17 protein-coding genes are annotated in these 17697 nt (G+C 68.2%); 3 read left to right on the top strand and 14 right to left on the bottom strand.

Annotated elements, in window-relative coordinates; all coding sequences use genetic code 11:
* Positions 1-73: 73 nt before the first annotated feature.
* The 3 genes from BSIN_RS19620 to BSIN_RS19630 all read left to right on the top strand — a co-directional run bounded on the left by BSIN_RS19620 (position 74) and on the right by BSIN_RS19630 (position 4378).
* Positions 74-1225 carry an ABC transporter substrate-binding protein gene (locus tag BSIN_RS19620; RefSeq protein ID WP_089341701.1) on the top strand — a complete coding sequence of 384 codons (1152 nt, stop codon included), beginning with the start codon at positions 74-76 and terminating at the stop codon, positions 1223-1225.
* 22 nt (positions 1226-1247) lie between these two features.
* Positions 1248-2312 (top strand): GntR family transcriptional regulator, encoded by a 1065-nt coding sequence (locus tag BSIN_RS19625; protein WP_089341686.1) that lies wholly within the window; start codon positions 1248-1250, stop codon positions 2310-2312.
* 146 nt (positions 2313-2458) lie between these two features.
* Positions 2459-4378 (top strand): gamma-glutamyltransferase family protein, encoded by a 1920-nt coding sequence (locus BSIN_RS19630; RefSeq protein WP_089341702.1) that lies wholly within the window; start codon positions 2459-2461, stop codon positions 4376-4378.
* 153 nt (positions 4379-4531) lie between these two features.
* On the opposite strand, the gene BSIN_RS19635 is transcribed toward BSIN_RS19630, so the two are convergent.
* The 14 genes from BSIN_RS19635 to BSIN_RS19710 form a co-directional block, all read right to left on the bottom strand.
* Positions 4532-5470: an ABC transporter permease subunit gene (locus BSIN_RS19635; protein WP_089341703.1), complete on the bottom strand. Its 939-nt coding sequence runs from the start codon at positions 5468-5470 to the stop codon at positions 4532-4534.
* Between the two features lie 83 nt (positions 5471-5553).
* Complete coding sequence (locus BSIN_RS19640; protein WP_089341687.1) at positions 5554-6402, bottom strand: taurine ABC transporter ATP-binding protein; 849 nt, start codon at positions 6400-6402, stop codon at positions 5554-5556.
* A gap of 57 nt (positions 6403-6459) precedes the next feature.
* Positions 6460-7479 carry a taurine ABC transporter substrate-binding protein gene (gene tauA, locus BSIN_RS19645; RefSeq protein WP_069235045.1) on the bottom strand — a complete coding sequence of 340 codons (1020 nt, stop codon included), beginning with the start codon at positions 7477-7479 and terminating at the stop codon, positions 6460-6462.
* Positions 7480-7941: 462 nt separating this feature from the next.
* On the bottom strand, positions 7942-8913 hold the full coding sequence (gene lipA, locus BSIN_RS19655) for a lipoyl synthase (protein WP_089341689.1): 972 nt from the start codon (positions 8911-8913) through the stop codon (positions 7942-7944).
* On the bottom strand, positions 8906-9679 hold the full coding sequence (lipB, locus tag BSIN_RS19660; RefSeq protein WP_089341704.1) for a lipoyl(octanoyl) transferase LipB: 774 nt from the start codon (positions 9677-9679) through the stop codon (positions 8906-8908). Before lipB ends, lipA begins: the two co-directional genes overlap by 8 nt.
* 290 nt (positions 9680-9969) lie before the next feature.
* Positions 9970-10275, bottom strand: coding sequence for an HP0495 family protein (locus BSIN_RS19665; RefSeq protein ID WP_059517634.1), 306 nt, complete (start codon positions 10273-10275; stop codon positions 9970-9972).
* A 21-nt stretch (positions 10276-10296) separates the two neighbouring features.
* Positions 10297-11208, bottom strand: coding sequence for a D-amino acid aminotransferase (locus tag BSIN_RS19670; RefSeq protein ID WP_089341690.1), 912 nt, complete (start codon positions 11206-11208; stop codon positions 10297-10299).
* Between the two features lie 40 nt (positions 11209-11248).
* The gene (locus tag BSIN_RS19675) at positions 11249-12562 is read right to left on the bottom strand and encodes a D-alanyl-D-alanine carboxypeptidase family protein (RefSeq protein ID WP_173678719.1); all 1314 of its coding nucleotides are present in this window, start codon (positions 12560-12562) and stop codon (positions 11249-11251) included.
* Between the two features lie 325 nt (positions 12563-12887).
* Positions 12888-13532: an alpha/beta hydrolase gene (locus BSIN_RS19685; protein ID WP_089341692.1), complete on the bottom strand. Its 645-nt coding sequence runs from the start codon at positions 13530-13532 to the stop codon at positions 12888-12890.
* Positions 13533-13635: 103 nt separating this feature from the next.
* On the bottom strand, positions 13636-13953 hold the full coding sequence (locus tag BSIN_RS19690) for a (2Fe-2S) ferredoxin domain-containing protein (protein WP_059517624.1): 318 nt from the start codon (positions 13951-13953) through the stop codon (positions 13636-13638).
* A gap of 120 nt (positions 13954-14073) precedes the next feature.
* A complete protein-coding gene (locus tag BSIN_RS19695) occupies positions 14074-14715 on the bottom strand; it encodes an ABC-type transport auxiliary lipoprotein family protein (protein WP_069235049.1) in 642 nt (213 codons plus the stop codon).
* Between the two features lie 20 nt (positions 14716-14735).
* Positions 14736-15668, bottom strand: a complete 933-nt coding sequence (locus BSIN_RS19700; RefSeq protein WP_089341694.1) for an MlaD family protein — start codon at positions 15666-15668, stop codon at positions 14736-14738.
* A 28-nt stretch (positions 15669-15696) separates the two neighbouring features.
* On the bottom strand, positions 15697-16536 hold the full coding sequence (locus BSIN_RS19705; protein WP_059517620.1) for an ABC transporter ATP-binding protein: 840 nt from the start codon (positions 16534-16536) through the stop codon (positions 15697-15699).
* Positions 16533-17660: an MlaE family ABC transporter permease gene (locus BSIN_RS19710; RefSeq protein WP_089341695.1), complete on the bottom strand. Its 1128-nt coding sequence runs from the start codon at positions 17658-17660 to the stop codon at positions 16533-16535. The genes BSIN_RS19705 and BSIN_RS19710 overlap by 4 nt, the downstream gene beginning before the upstream one ends.
* Between the last annotated feature and the right edge of the window lie 37 nt (positions 17661-17697).

A 17697-nucleotide genomic window follows, 5' to 3' on the forward strand; every position in this document is an offset into this window, starting at 1 on the left:
CCCCCCCAGCCCCAAGCGTGCGACCCGCACGCGCGGCGCGCCCGCGATACACCCGCCGAAGATCGAGCTACGCGTGCTCGGCACGCCGGTCACGCTGCAGGAGCACATCCGCCGGCAAGCCGAGCAGGATCTCGGCATCAAGCTGCGCTTTATCGTCGAAAGCGGCGTGGATGCGCAACGCGACGGCGCGATGCGTCCGCAGCGCTACGAACTGTACGATCAGTGGTTTCACAGCATCGATTGCCTGTGGCCCGCGCAGGCGCTGCAGCCGATCGACGTCACACGCATCGCGCGCTGGAAGGAAGTGAACGCGCTGCCGCGCACCGGCCGCATCGGCCCGCGCGCGGAGTTGAGCGGCGGCAGCGTGCCCGCGCAGCGCCTGTTCGTGCAGCCGGACGGCACGCTCGGCGGCGCCGCCACCGAGCGCATCAGCATGCTGCCGCTCACGCACAACGTTGACAGCTTCGCGTATCTCGACGATGCGCTGCCCGCCCGGCTCGCCCGCACCCCCGAAAGCTGGGCGTGGCTGCTCGCGCCCGAGCTGGCCGGGCGCGTCGCGCTGCAAACGGACGCGTCGATCGGCGCGATCGATGCGGCGCTCGCGGTCGAGGCAAGCGGCCTGATGCGATTCGGCGACATCGGCAATCTGACCATCGAGGAAATCGACGCGCTGATCGGCACGCTGATCGAATTCAAGCGGCGCGGCCATTTCGCGGGCTTCTGGTCGACCTCGGCCGAAGCCGCGCAACTGATGATCTCGGGCAAGGTCGCGATTCAGAGCATCTGGGCGCCGGCAACGGTCCAGCTCGAGCGCGCGGGCGTGCGCTTTCAGCTCGCGCGTCCGAAGGAAGGCTATCGCGCGTGGTTCGGCGGATTGTCGATCTCGCGCGCCGCGAGCGGCCGCGCGCTCGACGCCGCATACGCGTATCTGAACTGGTGGCTCGACGGCTGGGCCGGCGCGACGATGGCGCGCCAGGGCTACTACATCTCGAATCCGGAACGCGCGCGCGCGTATCTGAGCGACGGCGAATGGGCATATTGGTACGACGGCGCGCCCGCGCCCGAAAAATTGTCCTGCCCGACGGGCGAGCGCGCGATCTCGTCCGGGTCGATGCGTGCGGGCGGAAGCTACGTGTCGCGAATGAGCCGGATCGCGGTGTGGAATTCGGTGATGGACGAGCACAACTACCTGGTCCGCCGCTGGACCGAATTCATGCAATCCTGATGGATTCGCTGTTGCGAAGACAATGACAAAACCAGCCAAAGCGCGAAACCCTATTGCCCGGCCACGCAAGGCGGCGGCCGCCCATCCGGCCGCCAACGGCGCAGAAGACGGCCGCGAGCGCTACCGGTCGATCCACGAGCATCTGAAGCATGCAATCGCACACGGCCGGCTCCAAGCCGGCCTGGTGCTGCGCGAGAGCGCCGTCGCACGGCTGTTCGGCACGAGCCGCGCGCCGGCGAAAAAGGCGCTCGACATGCTGCACGCGCAAGGCCTGCTGCACCGGTTCGACGGCCCCGGCTACCTGGTCGCGCGCCGTGACGGCGCCGCCGCCGAGCCGGTGCATGCGACGCTGTCCGCCGACGCGCTCGGCCTGGATGCGCACAACGGCGCGCATGGCGCGCTGACGGACAGCGAGCGGATTTACGACGCACTCGAAGCATCGATCTCGCTCGCCATCGTGTTCGGCCATTTCCGGATCAACGAAAGCGATGCGGCCCGCGCATTCGGCGTCAGCCGCGGCGCGGTGCGCGAAGCGCTCAACCGGCTGCGCGATCTCGGCCTCGTCGAACGATCGCAGTCGGCGCATTGGCTCTGCGGCCCGCTGACCGCGCGCGCGGTACGGCACGATTACGAGCTGCGCATCCTGCTCGAGCCGGCCGCGCTGCTGGCGAGCGCGCCGGCGCTCGCGCGCGGCACGCTCGCGGCCGCGCGCGACGACATCGCGCGGGCGATCGCCGCGCCGGAATCGTTCGACGCCGACGCCGCGCACCGGCTCGAAATCACGCTGCACGAGCGGCTCCTGAGCGATGCGCCGAATCGCAAGCTGCTGTCGCTCGTCAACCGCGCGCATCTGCCGCTGACAGTCAATCACGCGTTCTATGCGGCCTTTAATCTGCGCCCGGAGCAGGCCACGCTCGTCGAACATCTGCGCGTGCTCGACCTGCTGCTCGCCGACCATCCCGAGGCCGCGTCCGACGCGCTCGCCGCGCACCTGCGCGCCGGGCAAGTGCGCACGCTGCAACGGCTCAAATCGCTATCGGTGCTGCCCGAGCCCACGCTGCCGGACTACCTGACCCGCATCGCATAATCCCCCGTCACCGCCACCGGATAAGCCGTTCCCACCAACATGAACATGATCGTGATCGACCGGATTGCCGTTGCGTGAACCACCGCCATTGCCTTCGCTTTTTCGCCTGCCGCCCCTTCATGCCCTTCATGCAGAAACACGCGCCGATGACCGAGCGGATTCGTCCGCCCCTATCCCACCCGTGGGCGGCGGCCATCGCCGCCGCGCTGCTCGCTGTCACCGCAGGATGCGCGAGGCCACCCGGCGCGGACGCGTCGCGCGCGCCGCACGCCGCCGTCGATACCCCCGCGCCCGCACCGTCGGGCGAGTTGGCAAGCTGGGTTGACAAGCCGGGCTGGACCGCCCAGCGCGACATGATCGCCGCGCCTTTGCCGCTCGCCGCTCAGGCTGGCGAAGAAATGCTGAAGGCAGGCGGCACCGCCATCGACGCGGCCATCGCCGCGCAGATGGTGCTGACGCTGATCGAGCCGCAAGCATCGGGCATCGGCGGCGGCGCGTTCCTGCTGCACTCGGACGGCAAGACGCTCGAAGCTTACGACGGCCGCGAAACCGCGCCCGCAGCGGCGGCGGCAACGGCAAACGCGAACGCGACAGCGCGCGGCTCGCGCCGCCACACGCCTGGCGGCATCCCGCCCGTGTCCGGCCCAAGCGAAGCCGGCGAGCACGCCGGCCCGGCCGATCTCGGCGGCCGCGCGGTCGGCGTGCCGGGCGTGCTGCGCATGCTCGAACTCGCGCACCGCACGCACGGCAAACTACCGTGGCGCAGGCTCCTGCAGCCCGCGATCCGGCTCGCCGAGCACGGCTTCCCGCTCGGCCCGAGGCTTGCGGCGGCGATCGCGGGCGATCCGTCGCTCGCGAACGATCCGGCCGCGCGCGCGTACTTCTTCGACAAAAACGGCAAGCCGCTGCCCGCCGGCACCACGCTGAAAAACCCGGCGCTCGCGGCAACGCTGCGACTCGTCGCCGCACACGGCGCGAATGCGTTCTATACCGGCGCCATTGCCCGAGACATCGCCGCGAAAGTCCGCCAGGCGCCCAATTCGGGCGGACTCACGATGCAGGATCTCGCTCGTTACCGTGCGAAGGTGCGCGCGCCGCTTTGCACCGACTACCGGAAATGGACCGTCTGCGGCATGCCGCCGCCGTCGGCGGGCGGCCTCGTCGTCGCGCAAATGCTCGGCATGTTCGAGACGCTGCCGGACTGGCTGCAGATCGGCGCGCAAAAGCCGGTGCGCAGCGCGAGCGGCTATGAGCCGACGCCGTTTGCCGTCCACCTGTTCAGCGAAGCGGGCCGCCTCGCTTATGCCGATCGCGCCCAATACGTCGCCGATCCCGATTTCGTCGCCCCGCCCGCGCTGGGCTGGTCGAGCCTCGTCGACAAGCGCTACGTCGCGGCGCGCGCGCACATGATCGGCGACGCGAGCATCGGGCACGCCGACGCCGGCTCGCCATCGGGCGCGCCGCTCGCGTTCGCCGACGACCTCGGCACGGAGGAACCGCCACCGGCCTCGCCGATCGTGGCCGTCGACCGCTATGGCAACGCGCTCGCGATGACGTCGAGCGTCGGCGGGCGCTTCGGCTCACGGCTGATGGTGCGCGGCATGCTGCTCAACAATACGCTCGCGAACTTCTCGCCTGCCTCCGGCGAGGGCGGCAAGCCCGTCGCAAACCGCATGCAACCGGGCAAGCGCGCACGCTCGACGCTTGCGCCCGTGCTCGTGTTCGAGAAGCGCACGCAGCGGCTGATGATGGCGCTGGGCTCGGCGGGCGGCGCATCGGCCGCAAACTACGTCGCGAAGACCCTCATCGGCATGACGGACTGGGGAATGACGGTCCAGCAGGCAATCGCATTGCCGAACTTCGACTCGCGCAACGGCCCGACCGAGCTTGAGCAGGCGCGCGTGCCGGATGCACTCGCGCAGGCCTTGAGAGAACGCGGACACGACGTGCGCTTCGTCGACACCCGATCGGGCTTGCTGGGCATTCAGCGGATCAACGTCGGCGGCCAATCGGTGTGGTTCGGCGGCGCGGACCCGCGTCAAGACGGCATCGTCATGGGAGACTGACCGGGGCCGGGCGCGCATCGCGGGCGCGGCTGCGCATGCGTTTCGTCGACGGCCGGCCCGGCTTGCGGGAGATGCGCAAACCGGCGTCGGCAAACCGGCGGCCTGCCCGCGCGCGCCACGCAGCACGCCGCCGCGCCGTCCGCGCCGTCCGCGTCACCCCCGCCCCTTCCACGGCACGAGCCGGCGTTCGAGCGCACGCATGCCGAGATCGAACCCCCACGCAATCAACCCGATCAGCACGATTCCCATCACGACGACATCGGTGCGCAAAAAGCTCGACGCATTGAGCACCAGCTGGCCCAGCCCCGCCGTCGCGGCAACCATCTCGGCGGCGACGAGCGTTGTCCAACCGAAGCCGATCGCGATCCGCAGCCCGGTCAGGATCTCCGGCAGCGCCGCGGGCAGCACGACGTGCCGGACGATCTGCGCAAAACTGCCGCCGAGCGAATAAGCCGCGTTGATCTGCTCGACGGTCGCGCTCTTCACGCCGGCGCGCGCCGCCATCGCGATCGGCGCGAAGCAGGCGAGAAAAATCACGACGATTTTCGCGGTCTCGTCGATACCGAACCAGATCACGACGAGCGGCAGATACGCAAGCGGCGGCAGCGGCCGATAAAATTCGAGCACCGGATCGAGCAGCCCGCGCGCGATCCGGCTCACGCCCATCAGGATGCCCACCGGCACACCCACGAGCGCCGCGAGCGCGAACGCGCCGAACACGCGCAGCGCGCTCCAGCCGAGATGCTCGGCGAGCGGCAGGCCACCCTGGAGGCGGCCGCGCGACGCGTCGACGAACGCGCGCCAGACAGCCTCGGGCGCCGGCAGAAAGAGCGGCGGCAGCCACTGAAAATACGTCGCGGCCCACCATAGAATCGCCAGCCCGATGACCGAGCCCGCGCTCAGCGCGACGCTCGTGCCTTCGCCCGGCAACCGGTAGCGGCGGCGCACGCGCGGCGCGCCAAACGCCGCGCGCGAAGCCGGTGCGACCGAGCCGGCCGGCCGGCTCGATCGAACGTCCGATGCGGCCGCCTGCTCGGCCGGCGCATCGGCATGCGGCGCAGATAACGCGGTTGCGCTCGCCCGCGCCGTCATCCGTTCCACCGCGGCCATCTCCGCAAGCGCGGCTTGCGCCCCCGCGCTCGGGCGTTTCGAATCCGACACGGCCTGCCGCGCGCTCATCGCGTCCGCTCCATGGCTTCGGTTTGCGGCCGCGCCGAGGCTTCACACGCGTCGGCCCGCCCCGCCGCCCCGCGCCGATGCAACCGCTCGACGAGCCGCTCGCGCCACGCGATGAACTCCGGCGACGACTTCACCGCGCGCGCGTCGCGCGACTCGACGTAGCGCCGTGCGAACGGCAGCGTGTCAGTCTCGGCAATGCGCCCCGGCCCAGGCGTCATCACGATGAGCCGCGTCGCGAGAAACAGCGCCTCCTCGATGTCATGCGTGATGAAGAACACCGTCTGACGCGTGCGCGCCCATAGATCGAGCACGAGTTCCTGCATCGACTCGCGCGTCATCGCATCGAGCGCGCCCATCGGCTCGTCCATCAGCAGCACGCGCGGCTCGCCCGCGAGCGCGCGCGCGATCCCGACGCGCTGCCGCATCCCGCCCGACAGCTCGTAGACGCGCGCGTGCGCATGGCCCTCGAGGCCGACGAGCGCGAGCATTTCGCGCGCGCGCCGTTCGCGCTCGATCTTCGCGACACCCCGAAAGCGCAGACCGAGCGCGACGTTGCCCAGCACGTCGAGCCACGGCAGCAGCGCATAGTTCTGGAACACGACGCCGCGATCGGCGCCCGGCCCTGCCACGCGCTCGCCGTCGATCAACACGTCGCCCGCGCTCGGCGCGACAAAACCCGCGATGCAGTTGAGCAGCGTCGTCTTCCCGCAGCCGGACGCGCCGAGCGCGACGACAAACTCGCCCGCGTCGATGCGCAGATCGACATCGGCAAGCGCCTGGGTGCCGCCGCGCCCGCGCTCGCCCGGATAGGCCACCGACAGCCGCCGGATCTCGAGCGCGCTCATCGTGCGGGCTCCCGTGCGATCGCGTCGCGCCGACGCGGTGAACTCGCGCGCCGCATGTCAGCGCGCGGCCGCCTGGCGCACGAACGTCGGATCGACGCCCGCCGAATAATCGGACAGCACGCTCTGGATCGTGTGCTGCGTCTTCAGGAACGCCGCCGTCGCCGCCAAGGATTTCGCCGCGCCCGATTGCGCGCCACCGCCGAGCCACGCGTTCGATGCCTGCTCAGCAAGCGTCGGAAATGCGTACAGCGCGAGGCTCGCCGGCACGTCTTGCGGGTTCGCGCCCGATTCCTTCGCGATCGCCGCGACCTGGGGCGACCCCGCATTCCACGCGGCCGGGCGCGCGCGATAATCGGCATCGGCGGCCGCGAGCACCTTGACGAAGCGCGTGACGAACTCCGGATGCTCGCGCGCGAATTTGCGATTCACGACGAAGCCGTCGAACGTTGCATTGCCCGTCTGCTTCGCGACTTGTCCGGACGTGATCAGCACGCGGCCGTTCTGCTTGACCTTCGCGAGCACCGGGTCCCAGATGTAGGTCGCGTCGATGTCGCCGCGCGCCCACGCGGCCGCGACCTCGGGCGGGCGCAGATTGAGAATCCTCACGTCGTCCGGATTGACGCCCGCGCTTTGCAGCGCAACGAGCGTATGGAAATGCGACGTCGACACATACGGCACGCCGATCTTCTTGCCCTTGAGCGCCGCGACGCTCGTCACGCCGGAGCCGTTGCGCGCCACCAGCGCCTCGGCATCGTTGATGTTGTCGAGAATCCAGAACAGCGAAATATCGACACCTTGCGAGAGCCCCGCCGCGATCGGGCTCGACCCCGCCTCGCCCAGTTGCACCGAGCCTGACGCGAGCGCGCGGATCACATCGGCGCCGCTGCCGAGCTTGCGGAACGTGACCTTGTAGCCGGTCGCCTTCTCGACTTCGCCGCTCGCCTGCGCATAGCGCCACGGCACCACCATGTCCTGATAGGCGATCACCACGTCGCGCGATTGCGCGTGCGCGGCCGGCATCGACGCGCAGGCCGCGAACGCGAGCGCGGCGACACGTGCAAGACTGAAACGCTGCATGACTTCCCTGCTCCTGTTTGAGCCGATTCGACAAAAAGGCTTTCGACTATAGGGTGTCTGACGTGGCGGGGTTCTAATTATTCGTTCGATGCTATTGACGTCGTTGCAGCTTTGCTTTTCATGCGAAACCGGACGGCGTGCACGATCGGGCCGCGTAAGCCGCGCTTTGACACCCATGCGCCCGCTGCGGCGAGCGCTTGCGCGAGGCGCGCCGGGGCCGGCGGGCCGGCCGATTGCGCAGGCGGCGCGATCCGGCGCATTCACGCATCGCACTCCCGCGCGACACGGCCCCGGCGGCCGGCCGAACGCGCTTAGCGCGGCATGCCGGACGCCGCGCAATGCGCCCACGGCCAAACAAAAACCCCACGTTCCGAAAAACGTGGGGTTCGTCAGCCAACTTGAAAACGGTATTAACGCGGCTTTTTCCGCGATGAAACGAGCCGATACGGCACGCGCTTCAGCTCAAACCACTCCCGCGCCGTGCGCCTGCAGATCCGCGTGATAGCTGGAGCGCACCATCGCGCCCACCGCCGCGTGCGTGAAGCCCATCTCGTATGCCTGCTCCTCGTACATCCTGAACGTATCGGGATGCACGTACTCGCGCACCGGCAGATGGTGATCAGACGGTTGCAAATATTGGCCGATCGTCAGCATGTCGACATCGTGCTCGCGCAAATCGCGCATCACCTGCAGGATCTCGTCGGCCGTTTCGCCGAGGCCGACCATCAGGCCGGACTTCGTCGCGACATCCGGATGCAGCGCCTTGAAGTCCTTCAGGAGCTTCAGCGAGTGCGCGTAATCGGAGCCGGGGCGCGCTTCCTTGTACAGGCGCGGCACCGTTTCGAGATTGTGGTTCATCACGTCGGGCGGCGCCGCGTTCAGAATCGACAGCGCGCGGTCCAGGCGGCCGCGGAAATCCGGCGTCAGGATCTCGATGCGCGTGTGCGGCGACTGTTCGCGCACTTCGCGGATGCATTCGACGAAATGGCCCGCGCCGCCGTCGCGCAAATCGTCGCGGTCGACGCTCGTGATCACCACATACTTGAGCTTCAGCGCGGCGATCGTTCGCGCGAGGTTCTTCGGCTCATTGGCGTCGAGCGGATCGGGACGGCCATGGCCCACGTCGCAGAACGGGCAGCGGCGCGTGCACTTGTCGCCCATGATCATGAACGTCGCGGTGCCCTTGCCGAAGCATTCGCCGATGTTCGGACAGCTCGCTTCCTCGCATACCGTGTGCAGATTGTGCTCGCGCAGGATCGTCTTGATCTCGTTGAAGCGCGAGCTGCCGGTGGCCGCCTTCACGCGGATCCACTCGGGTTTCTTCAGCTTCTCGATCGGCACGATCTTGATCGGGATGCGCGCCGTCTTCGCCTGCGCCTTCTGCTTGGCGCTCGGATCGTAGGCGGGGGCGGGAGTAGCGGTCGAGTCAGTCATTCGATTGTTCCATTGCCTGCTGCGGCGGTGAGGCGTCCGGCGTTGCGGCGCCGTCGAGGTTGGCGATCAGGCGGCCGACGAGCGTCTCGGCGACTTCGCGCCCGTTGGCATCGACGCCGACGCTGGCCATGTCGACGGTTTCGAGTCCCGCATAACCGCACGGATTGATCGCGAGAAACGGGCTCAGCTCCATCTTCACGTTGACGCTCAGGCCGTGATAGCTGCAGCCGTTGCGAATCTTCAAGCCCAGCGCGGCGATCTTCGCGCCGCGATGCGGCCCCGATTCGACGTAAATGCCGGGCGCGCCGGCCTTGCGAACCGACGCGAGATTATACGCCGCGAGGGTCTCGATCACGGCGTCCTCGATCCGCGACACCAGCGCGCGCACCATCAGCTTGCGCCGCCGTAAGTCGACCAGCAGATAAGCGACGATCTGCCCCGGCCCGTGATAGGTGATCTGCCCGCCGCGATCGACCTTCACGAGCGGCACGCCGGTATCGGCAACCAGCAAGTGGGCGGGATCGCCCGCCTGGCCGAGCGTGTAGACGGGCGGATGCTCGACGACCCAGATTTCGTCGGCGGTATCCGGGCTGCGGGATTCGGTGAACGCGCGCATCGCGTCGAAGCACGCGACGTAGTGCCGGCAGCCGAGCCAGCGGACGGTGACGGGCAATCCCGACGGGGAACGCAAGACGTCGACGGCGGCATCGGGCGCGAAGAACGCGGTTGACGCGAGAGAAGCGGCGGGGACCGGCGGAGATGACATGGGCGGTAGTTTACCGAAATCCCGCGCATCCCGCCGGCCGCCGAAAGGAACGCGGCGCGGCCACGCATGCAGCAAACGAATCGCGCACGGGCGGGAAGACGAATGAGGGCCGAATCGCGCCCCTGCATCCGCCGCACGCTCGCCCGGCAAGTGATGCGGCATGTCCGTCATGTGCCGGGCCGCGCTAGCGCCGGACCTCGATTCAAGCTGGCCCCGAAGCGGGCCAAAGCAGACCCAAACGGGCTCAAAACAGGCTCAAACAGCCCGGCGCGCGCCGGGCCGCCGCCTTGTTAGAGCACCACCTTGACCATCGGATGGCCCGTCAGTGCGCGATAGATGTTGTCGAGCTGTTCCTGGCTCGTCGCGCGAACCGTGACGGTGAGGCCCGTATAGTTGCCGCCGCTCGACGCGCGTTCCTCGATCTTCTCCAGATCGATCTCGCGATCGTGAACGCTGACCACCTTGAAGATCGTGTCCTTGAACTCGGGATGCGCACGGCCCATGATCTTGATCGGGAAATCGCACGGAAATTCGAGCAGCGTTTCCTTCGGCGTCTCGATCGCGCCCGTCAGCTCGACGGTTTTGGGTTCGGTCATGTCGTTCTCCGTGAAGGCGCGTCACGCGCCGTCGATTTCTCGCGCCTTCGCCCGCTGATACGCGGCGTACAGCGCGTCGTACACCGGGCCCGGCCGGCCGCCCTGCACGGGCAGATCGTCGAGCAGGGTCACCGGCAGAATTTCCTTCGTCGCCGACGTGAGCAGGATCTCGTCGGCGGCGCGCAGCTCCGCTTCATTGATCTCGCGCGCGACGAAGCGAATCCCGCATTCGTCGGCCAGCTCCTCGACGAGCGAATAGCGGATGCCCTCGAGAATCCTTTCGCTGCGCGGCGGCGCGAGCAGCTCACCGTTCTTCACGATCCACACGTTCGACGACGAGCCCTCCGTCACGTTGCCGCCGCGCAGTTGGATCGTCTCGACCGCGTCGTGCTCCGCCGCATGCTGCGCCATCAACACGTTGCCGAGCAGCGACACCGCCTTGATATCGCAGCGCAGCCAGCGCCGGTCCTCGGCCGTCACGCAGCGCACGCCTTGTGCGCGCTGCGCATCGGTCGGCAGCACGAGCGGATTGGCCATCGCGAACACGGTCGGCACCGCGCCCGCCGGAAATGCGTGGCCGCGCTTGGCGACGCCGCGCGTCACCTGGATATAGACGATCGCGTGCCGGCCGTCGCCAAGCGCGGCCGCATTCGCGTCGACCACGCGCGAGACCAGCGCGCGCCAGCCCGCTTCGTCGTGCGGATCGTCGATGCCGACCGCCCTCAGGCTGCGCGCGAGACGCGCAAGATGCTGCGCGATCCGGAACGGCACGCGACGCGCGCCGTTCGCGTAAACCGGCACGACTTCATACACGCCGTCGCCGAAAATGAAGCCGCGGTCGAGCACCGGCACGCGCGCTTCAGACAGCGGCGTGAGCGCTTCCTGCGATGCAACGCTCAAATAGACAGTCGGTTCGATATCGGCTTGGCTCATGGTGATGGCGGGTAACGAAGTCGTCATGGTCGCAACGAGCTTACTTCTTTTTGCTGAACATCAGCAGGATCGAATCCCAGATGCGGCCGAAAATGCCCGCCTCCGGCACCGGCTGCAGCGCGACGACCGGGAATTCGGCGAGCGTCTTGCCGTCGGCCGCGAGCTTGACCGAGCCGACCGTCTGGCCGTCCGCGAGCGGTGCGATCAGCGGCGCGTTCAGCGAGACTTCCGCCTTCACCTTGTCCGCGACGCCGTGCGGCACCGTGACGAACAGATCCTGCTTCACGCCGACCTGCACGGTGTTGCTCTTGCCCTTGTACACGCGCGGCGTGTCGATCGGCTGGCCGGCCTTGTAGAGGCGCACGGAGTCAAACGCGGTGTAGCCGTAGTTCAGCATCTTCATGCTGTCCTGCACGCGGTCGCTTTCCTTCGTCTCGCCCATCATCACGGTGACGAGGCGGCGCGTCGCATCGCTCGAGCCCGGCAGCGCGCGCTTGGCCGTCGCGATCAGGCAATAGCCCGCGGCCTGCGTGTGGCCGGTCTTCAGGCCGTCGACGGTCGGATCGAGCCACAACAGCCGGTTGCGGTTCGGCTGGCGGATCTTGTTGTACGTGAATTCCTTGACCGAGAAGATGTTGTAGTAGTCGGGGAAATCGCGGATCAGGTGGGTCGACAGCGTCGCGAGATCGGCGGCCGTCGTGTAGTGCTGCGGATCGGGCATTCCGTTCACGTCGGCGAAGTGCGTGCCCTTCATGCCCAGACGCCGCGCCTCGTCGTTCATCATGTTGACGAACTGCGCCTCGCTGCCGCCCACCAGCTCGGCAAGCGCGATCGCCGCGTCGTTGCCGGACTGGATGATCATCCCGTACACGAGGTCATGCACGGAAACGGGCTTGCCCGCCTCGATGAACATCCGCGACTCGTCGCGGCCGACGCGGCGCACCGCCTCGCTCGGCGTGACGATCTGCTCCATCGAGATCTTCTTGGTGCCGAGCGCCTCGAACACGAGATACGCGGTCATCAGCTTCGTCAACGAGGCGGGCTCGACGCGCTCGTCCGCGTTACCGGACGCGAGCACCTGGTTGCTGCTCGCGTCGACGAGCGCCCACGAGCGCGCGTTGACGCCCGGCGGCGGCACCGCGCCCGGCATGTAGGTGGCGGGCGCGCCCGTCGGCGCGGCGGCAGCGGCTGACGCAGCCTTGGCTTTTGCCTTCGCGGCAGGCTTCGCATACGCGACGGCGCCGCTCGTCACGAGCGCGGCGGGCAACACGATGCCGAGCGCGACGTTACGTGCGGCAACGGCAAAAGCAGTGGAGGAAGCGAGAGACTTGAGGCCGTAGGAGGACAAACGCATATCGGTTCAGGGCTGATGGCAGAAAGTGCAGCGCGCACGAGGCGCGCGGTTGAAGGGCTGCGGCGCGGCATGGCGGCGCGCATGCTGCGGCCGATGCACGCCGCCCCGGCACCGGGGCGCCGGTTGGACAGGCGGCGACGCGATCGGTTCGCCATGCGAAAGCCGCGCGGCCGATGCGCGTGCAGCGACGCCCGTCAACCAAGGCGGAGCGGCGCGCCGCACATGCGGCGAACCGGGCACGGCCGACGCAAACCCGGCCATTATACGAAAGTCGCATGCGCGCAGCCGGCAAGCCCGAATGCCTGCCTGCCGCGCATACCGGAGGTCAGCGCCACGCGCCGATCACGATCCGTTTGATCAGATGCAGCTTGCGGTGAAAGAAATGCTCGGCGCCCGGAATCACGATGACGGGCAGCTCCTGCGGCCGCGCCCAGTCGTAGACGGCCGAGATCGGGACAGTGTCGTCGTTTTCGCCGTGAATCACGATCGTATCCTCGGGCACGTCGGCGACTTGCCAGCGGCTTGCGGCCGTGCCGACGAACACCATCCGCTCGATCGCCTGCCCGGCGTCGCGCAGCCGCTTCGCGACGTGCGACAACACGAACGTGCCGAACGAAAAACCCGCGAGCACGACGGGCAGCGCCGCATGGCCGGGCAGCGCGCGCATGTGCGCGAGCACCGCGAGCAGATCGTCGACCTCGCCTACACCTTCGTCGTGCACGCCTTGCGTCGCGCCGACGCCGCGAAAGTTCGAGCGGATCACCGCGTAGTTCAACTGGACGAAGATCCGCGCGAGCGTCTGCGCGACTTTGTTGTCCATCGTGCCGCCGAACAGCGGATGCGGATGCGCGACGAGCGCGATGCCGCGCGGCGCGGCCGTGCCTTCGCGCACGGCGTCGGGCAGGTCGATCGCGATCTCGATGTCGCCGGCCGGGCCGGCGACCAGGGATTTCTGGGTATGGACGTTCATACGGCGGCGTACCGGGTCATGCAAAAAACGCGCTTGAGGGCTGGAAGGCCGGACGGCTTGAGCGTTCGACGGCTCGAAGGCACGACGGCCCGCGGGGCTGGATTCAGATCCTCAGGCGCTCGACGATCTGGCCGTCGCGCAAATGCGATTCGACGATCTCGTCGATATCGTTCTTGTCGACATACGTATACCAAACCCCTTCCGGGTAGACGACGACAGCCGGCCCTTGCTCGCAGCGGTCGAGGCAGCCGGCCTTGTTGACGCGCACCTTGCCCGCGCCGGCGAGCCCCAGCTCCTTGACGCGCTTTTTGGCGTACTCCTGCAGCTCCTGCGCGCCGCAATTCGCGCAGCTCGGGCGGTCTGCATCCTTGTCGCGCTGGTTCAGGCAGAAAAAGACGTGATGCTGATAGTAGGGTTCCATGGCGTGACCCATTGTCGGAGGGACGCCGCGCGGGCATCCGCATTGTCGGGGTGTCGCAAAGGCGAGCGACCGATTATAGCGAGCGGTACCGCTTGGTGCTCGACGCGCACGCGGCGGCGTTCATTGCGCGGCGCCGCCAGCCTGCGTGCCGAGCCACACGACGAGCTGATCGACCAGATCGTCGGAAGCCGTCGCGAGCGCGGCCGCGCCGCCCGCCGCATCGGGCGTGCTCGCCGGCGCGCGCGCGACGAACGTGCGCTGACCGAGCACCTTGCCGTCCTGCGTGAGCGTCGCGCGCGCGGTGACGGCCGCATGGCTTTGCGAGCGGCCGTCGAACACCTGCTCGAACTGCGCCAATTCGACTTTCAACACCGGCGCGCGCACGCTGTCCTCCCCGCCGAGCACCGCGCCGCGCTGCGACAGCGCGGCGCGCAGCCGCTGCGTGAGCAACTGCGCGGGCGGCGCGGTCCATTTGCTGTCGCGGTACACGGCGATACGCTGCGCGTCCGCGTAGGCGAGCCGATAGACAAACCGGTCGGAGTCGAGCGGATCGGCCGCGCCGACGTCGAGCACCTTGAGCGCCGGTCCCGAGCCGGCCGACGCGGCCGGCCGCGCGGGCCCGAGATCGTAGCGCACGTTCGTCAGCGCGGCGCCCGTGCCCGCACAGCCGGCGACGCTCGACAGCGCGAGCACCGCCGCGAGCGCGAACGCCGGACGCCGGCGAACCAACCCAAAGAGTCCTGACATGCCATATCCCTGCATCGCGATTTCCCACATAGCGTTTATTTGGCGGGCACACCGGCGCCCGGCCACACGAATCCGGCCTCACCCGGCCCCGGCTCGGCGGGCGGCGCGCCGAACAACAGGCTGCGCGGATTGCGCCCGACGTCGCCCGCGACGTCCTTGAGCGTGCGCGACGCGTCACCGACACTCGTCGCAAGCGCGTTGAAGCGCGGCAGCGTACTGTCGCGCACGCTCGCGCTCAGATCGGCGAGCGTGCCGTTCATCGATGCGAGCGACTGCCCCGCCCGGTTCAGGTTCGTCGCAAGCGGCCCGCCCGGGGCGACGAACGCGTTCGCCGATTCGAGCGCACGATTCAGATGCGCCATCGTCTGCGGCGCCTGGGAGAGCGCCGGTTCGATCTGCTTGGACAGCGTGGCGATGCCGTCGGCCGCCTGCTGCATGCTGGCTGCGGTTGCCTTCAATTGATCGCGCATCTCGGGCGAAAGCATCGCGTTGACACTCTTCGCGGCAATCTCCATCTGCTTGAGCAATACGTCGCCGCGCTGCTGGATCTGTTCGAAGAGGCTCGGATGCATCGGGATCTGCGCAACCGCCTTGTCCGAGGTCGGCAGCGGCGACGGATCGGCGCCCGTGTCGTCGAGCTGCACGAACGCGATCCCCGTCACGCCCTGAAAGCCCAGGCTGCCGAACGTGGAGCGCGTGATCGGCGCGTGCTGGTCGACGAGAATGCGGATCGCGATCTCGCCCGGGCGCTTGCGGTCGAAATCGATCGACGCCACCTTGCCGACGTCGAGCCCGCGATAGCGCACGGCCGCGTCGGGAAACAGGCCCGTCACGTTCGAGCGCGACACGAGATCATACGGAATGCGCACGGTGCGATCGATGTTGAACCAATAAACCACGCCGACAATCGCGAGCAACAGCCCGATCGTGAAGAGGCCCGCCCAGAACGCATGCGATTTGTTTTCCATACTGAATTCCTTGTGCGACATCCTCGTGCTACAGATCGACGTCAGAAGGCGCCGGTTCAAGCGCCGCCTTCGGCAGCCGCGCGCGACGCTCGGGCGGCAGCGCCTGCAGCGCGCGGCGGCCGCGGCGCCCGAGAAAATATTCGTGGATGAACGGGTGATCGACGCCCGCCGCCTCCTCGACGCTCGCCGCGACGAGCACCTTGCGATCGGCGATCACCGCCACCCGCGTCGACAGCGCGACCATCGTGTCGAGATCGTGCGTGACCATCACCACGGTCAACCCGAGCGTGCGATGCAGCGTCGCGATCAGCTCGACGAATTCGTCCGACGCGGCGGGATCGAGCCCCGCCGTCGGCTCGTCGAGAAACAGCAGCTCCGGCTCGAGCGCGATCGCGCGCGCCAGCCCGACGCGCTTGACCATTCCGCCCGACAACGCGGCAGGCATCTTCGATGCGTGCTTGCACGGCAGCCCGACCATCTGCAGCTTCAGCATCACGATGTCGTGCAGCAAATCCTCGGGCACGCGGCCAAGCTCGCGCAGCGGCTGCGCGACGTTGTCGAACACCGTCAGCGACGAGAACAGCGCGCCGTGCTGAAACAGCATCCCGGAGCGGCTGCGCATCAGGTGTGCGGCCTCGTCGCCGATCTGCGAGGTGTCCTCGCCGAACACCTTGATCGTACCGGAGGTTGGCCGCTCGAGGCCGAGGATCTGCCGCACCAGCGTGGTCTTGCCGGAGCCCGAGCCGCCGACGATCGATACGATCTCGCCGGAGCGCACGTCGAAATTCAGATGCTCGTGGACCACGTTGCGCCCATAGCGCTTGGTCAGATCGCGCACCTCGATCACGAAATCGCCGGCCGCGCTCATCCGAGCCCCACGTTCTGAAAGAGGATCGCGAACACGGCATCGGCCAGAATCACGACCGTGATCGACGTAACGACGGACGTGGTCGTTCCTTCGCCGAGGCTTTGCGAATTCGCCTTGATCCTGAAGCCGAAGTGGCATGCAACGAGAGCAATCAGCATGCCGAACACGATGCCCTTGCCGAGCCCGATCCACAGGTTCGCGATCGGCACGACGGACGGCAGCGAGCGCACGAAGAAGTTGATGTCGATGCCAAGCACGAGCTTCGCGGCGAGCGCGCCGCCCGCGAGCGCGATGATGTTGGTCCACATCACCAAAAGCGGCATCGCGACGCCGAGCGCGAGCACGCGCGGCAGCGTGATCCTCAGCCCGTGCGGGATGCCCATCACGCGCATCGCGTCGAGTTCCTCGGTCACGCGCATCACGCCGATCTGCGCGGTGATCGCCGAGCCCGAGCGGCCCGCGACGAGGATGGCCGACAGCACCGGCCCCAGTTCGCGGATCACCGACAGGCCGAGAATATTGACGATGTAGCGGTTCGCGCCGAAGAGCTGGAGCTGCTGCGCGGACAGATACGACAGCACGATGCCGATCAGGAACGCGACGAGCGCGGTGATCGGCAGCGCCTGCGTGCCCGCGCTGTAGATGTTCGCGGAGATCTCGGTCCACGGCATCGTGCGCGGGCGGCGCAGCACCGAAAGCAGGTCGAGCAGCACCCCGCCCAGCATCGCGATGCCGCCGGACAGATGCTCGCCGAACGTGAAGATGCTCTGGCCCAAACGGGTGATCGGATCGATCCGCACGACAGGCTCGGGCGCGTCGCGGCTGCCGTCGAGCCGCTCGATGCGCTCGAATACGGTGCGCTGCTTGTCGGTTAGCGCGATCCCCTCGGGCAGCCGGCGGCCCCAGACGCGCCAGAGCGCTTGGCCGCCGACGTGGTCGAGCCGCTCGATGCCCGACAAATCCCACTCGCCGACAGGCTCCTTCACGAGCCGCGCCATACGCCGGGCGGCGTTGCCGCGATCGCGCGCGAGCGCGAGCGCCGTCCACTGTCCGTGAAGACGCACGGTTTTACGGCCGTGGCCGCCGGCATCGATCGACAGGCCAGGAGGAGTCTGGAAGTCCAAAGGGGCGATTGTGCAAAAAGGTGACAGAGATCATTGT

This window comes from Burkholderia singularis, from assembly GCF_900176645.1.
GTDB lineage: Bacteria > Pseudomonadota > Gammaproteobacteria > Burkholderiales > Burkholderiaceae > Burkholderia > Burkholderia singularis.

What these genes read in the sequence shown, in the direction of transcription:
- BSIN_RS19625 (WP_089341686.1), top strand. Translation starts at nt 1,248, where the DNA reads ATGACAAAACCAGCCAAAGCGCGAAACCCTATTGCCCGGCCACGCAAG.
- BSIN_RS19630 (WP_089341702.1), top strand. Translation starts at nt 2,459, where the DNA reads ATGACCGAGCGGATTCGTCCGCCCCTATCCCACCCGTGGGCGGCGGCC.
- BSIN_RS19635 (WP_089341703.1), bottom strand. Translation starts at nt 5,470, where the DNA reads ATGACGGCGCGGGCGAGCGCAACCGCGTTATCTGCGCCGCATGCCGAT.
- BSIN_RS19640 (WP_089341687.1), bottom strand. Translation starts at nt 6,402, where the DNA reads ATGAGCGCGCTCGAGATCCGGCGGCTGTCGGTGGCCTATCCGGGCGAG.
- tauA (WP_069235045.1), bottom strand. Translation starts at nt 7,479, where the DNA reads ATGCAGCGTTTCAGTCTTGCACGTGTCGCCGCGCTCGCGTTCGCGGCC.
- lipA (WP_089341689.1), bottom strand. Translation starts at nt 8,913, where the DNA reads ATGACTGACTCGACCGCTACTCCCGCCCCCGCCTACGATCCGAGCGCC.
- lipB (WP_089341704.1), bottom strand. Translation starts at nt 9,679, where the DNA reads ATGTCATCTCCGCCGGTCCCCGCCGCTTCTCTCGCGTCAACCGCGTTC.
- BSIN_RS19665 (WP_059517634.1), bottom strand. Translation starts at nt 10,275, where the DNA reads ATGACCGAACCCAAAACCGTCGAGCTGACGGGCGCGATCGAGACGCCG.
- BSIN_RS19670 (WP_089341690.1), bottom strand. Translation starts at nt 11,208, where the DNA reads ATGAGCCAAGCCGATATCGAACCGACTGTCTATTTGAGCGTTGCATCG.
- BSIN_RS19675 (WP_173678719.1), bottom strand. Translation starts at nt 12,562, where the DNA reads ATGCGTTTGTCCTCCTACGGCCTCAAGTCTCTCGCTTCCTCCACTGCT.
- BSIN_RS19685 (WP_089341692.1), bottom strand. Translation starts at nt 13,532, where the DNA reads ATGAACGTCCATACCCAGAAATCCCTGGTCGCCGGCCCGGCCGGCGAC.
- BSIN_RS19690 (WP_059517624.1), bottom strand. Translation starts at nt 13,953, where the DNA reads ATGGAACCCTACTATCAGCATCACGTCTTTTTCTGCCTGAACCAGCGC.
- BSIN_RS19695 (WP_069235049.1), bottom strand. Translation starts at nt 14,715, where the DNA reads ATGCAGGGATATGGCATGTCAGGACTCTTTGGGTTGGTTCGCCGGCGT.
- BSIN_RS19700 (WP_089341694.1), bottom strand. Translation starts at nt 15,668, where the DNA reads ATGGAAAACAAATCGCATGCGTTCTGGGCGGGCCTCTTCACGATCGGG.
- BSIN_RS19705 (WP_059517620.1), bottom strand. Translation starts at nt 16,536, where the DNA reads ATGAGCGCGGCCGGCGATTTCGTGATCGAGGTGCGCGATCTGACCAAG.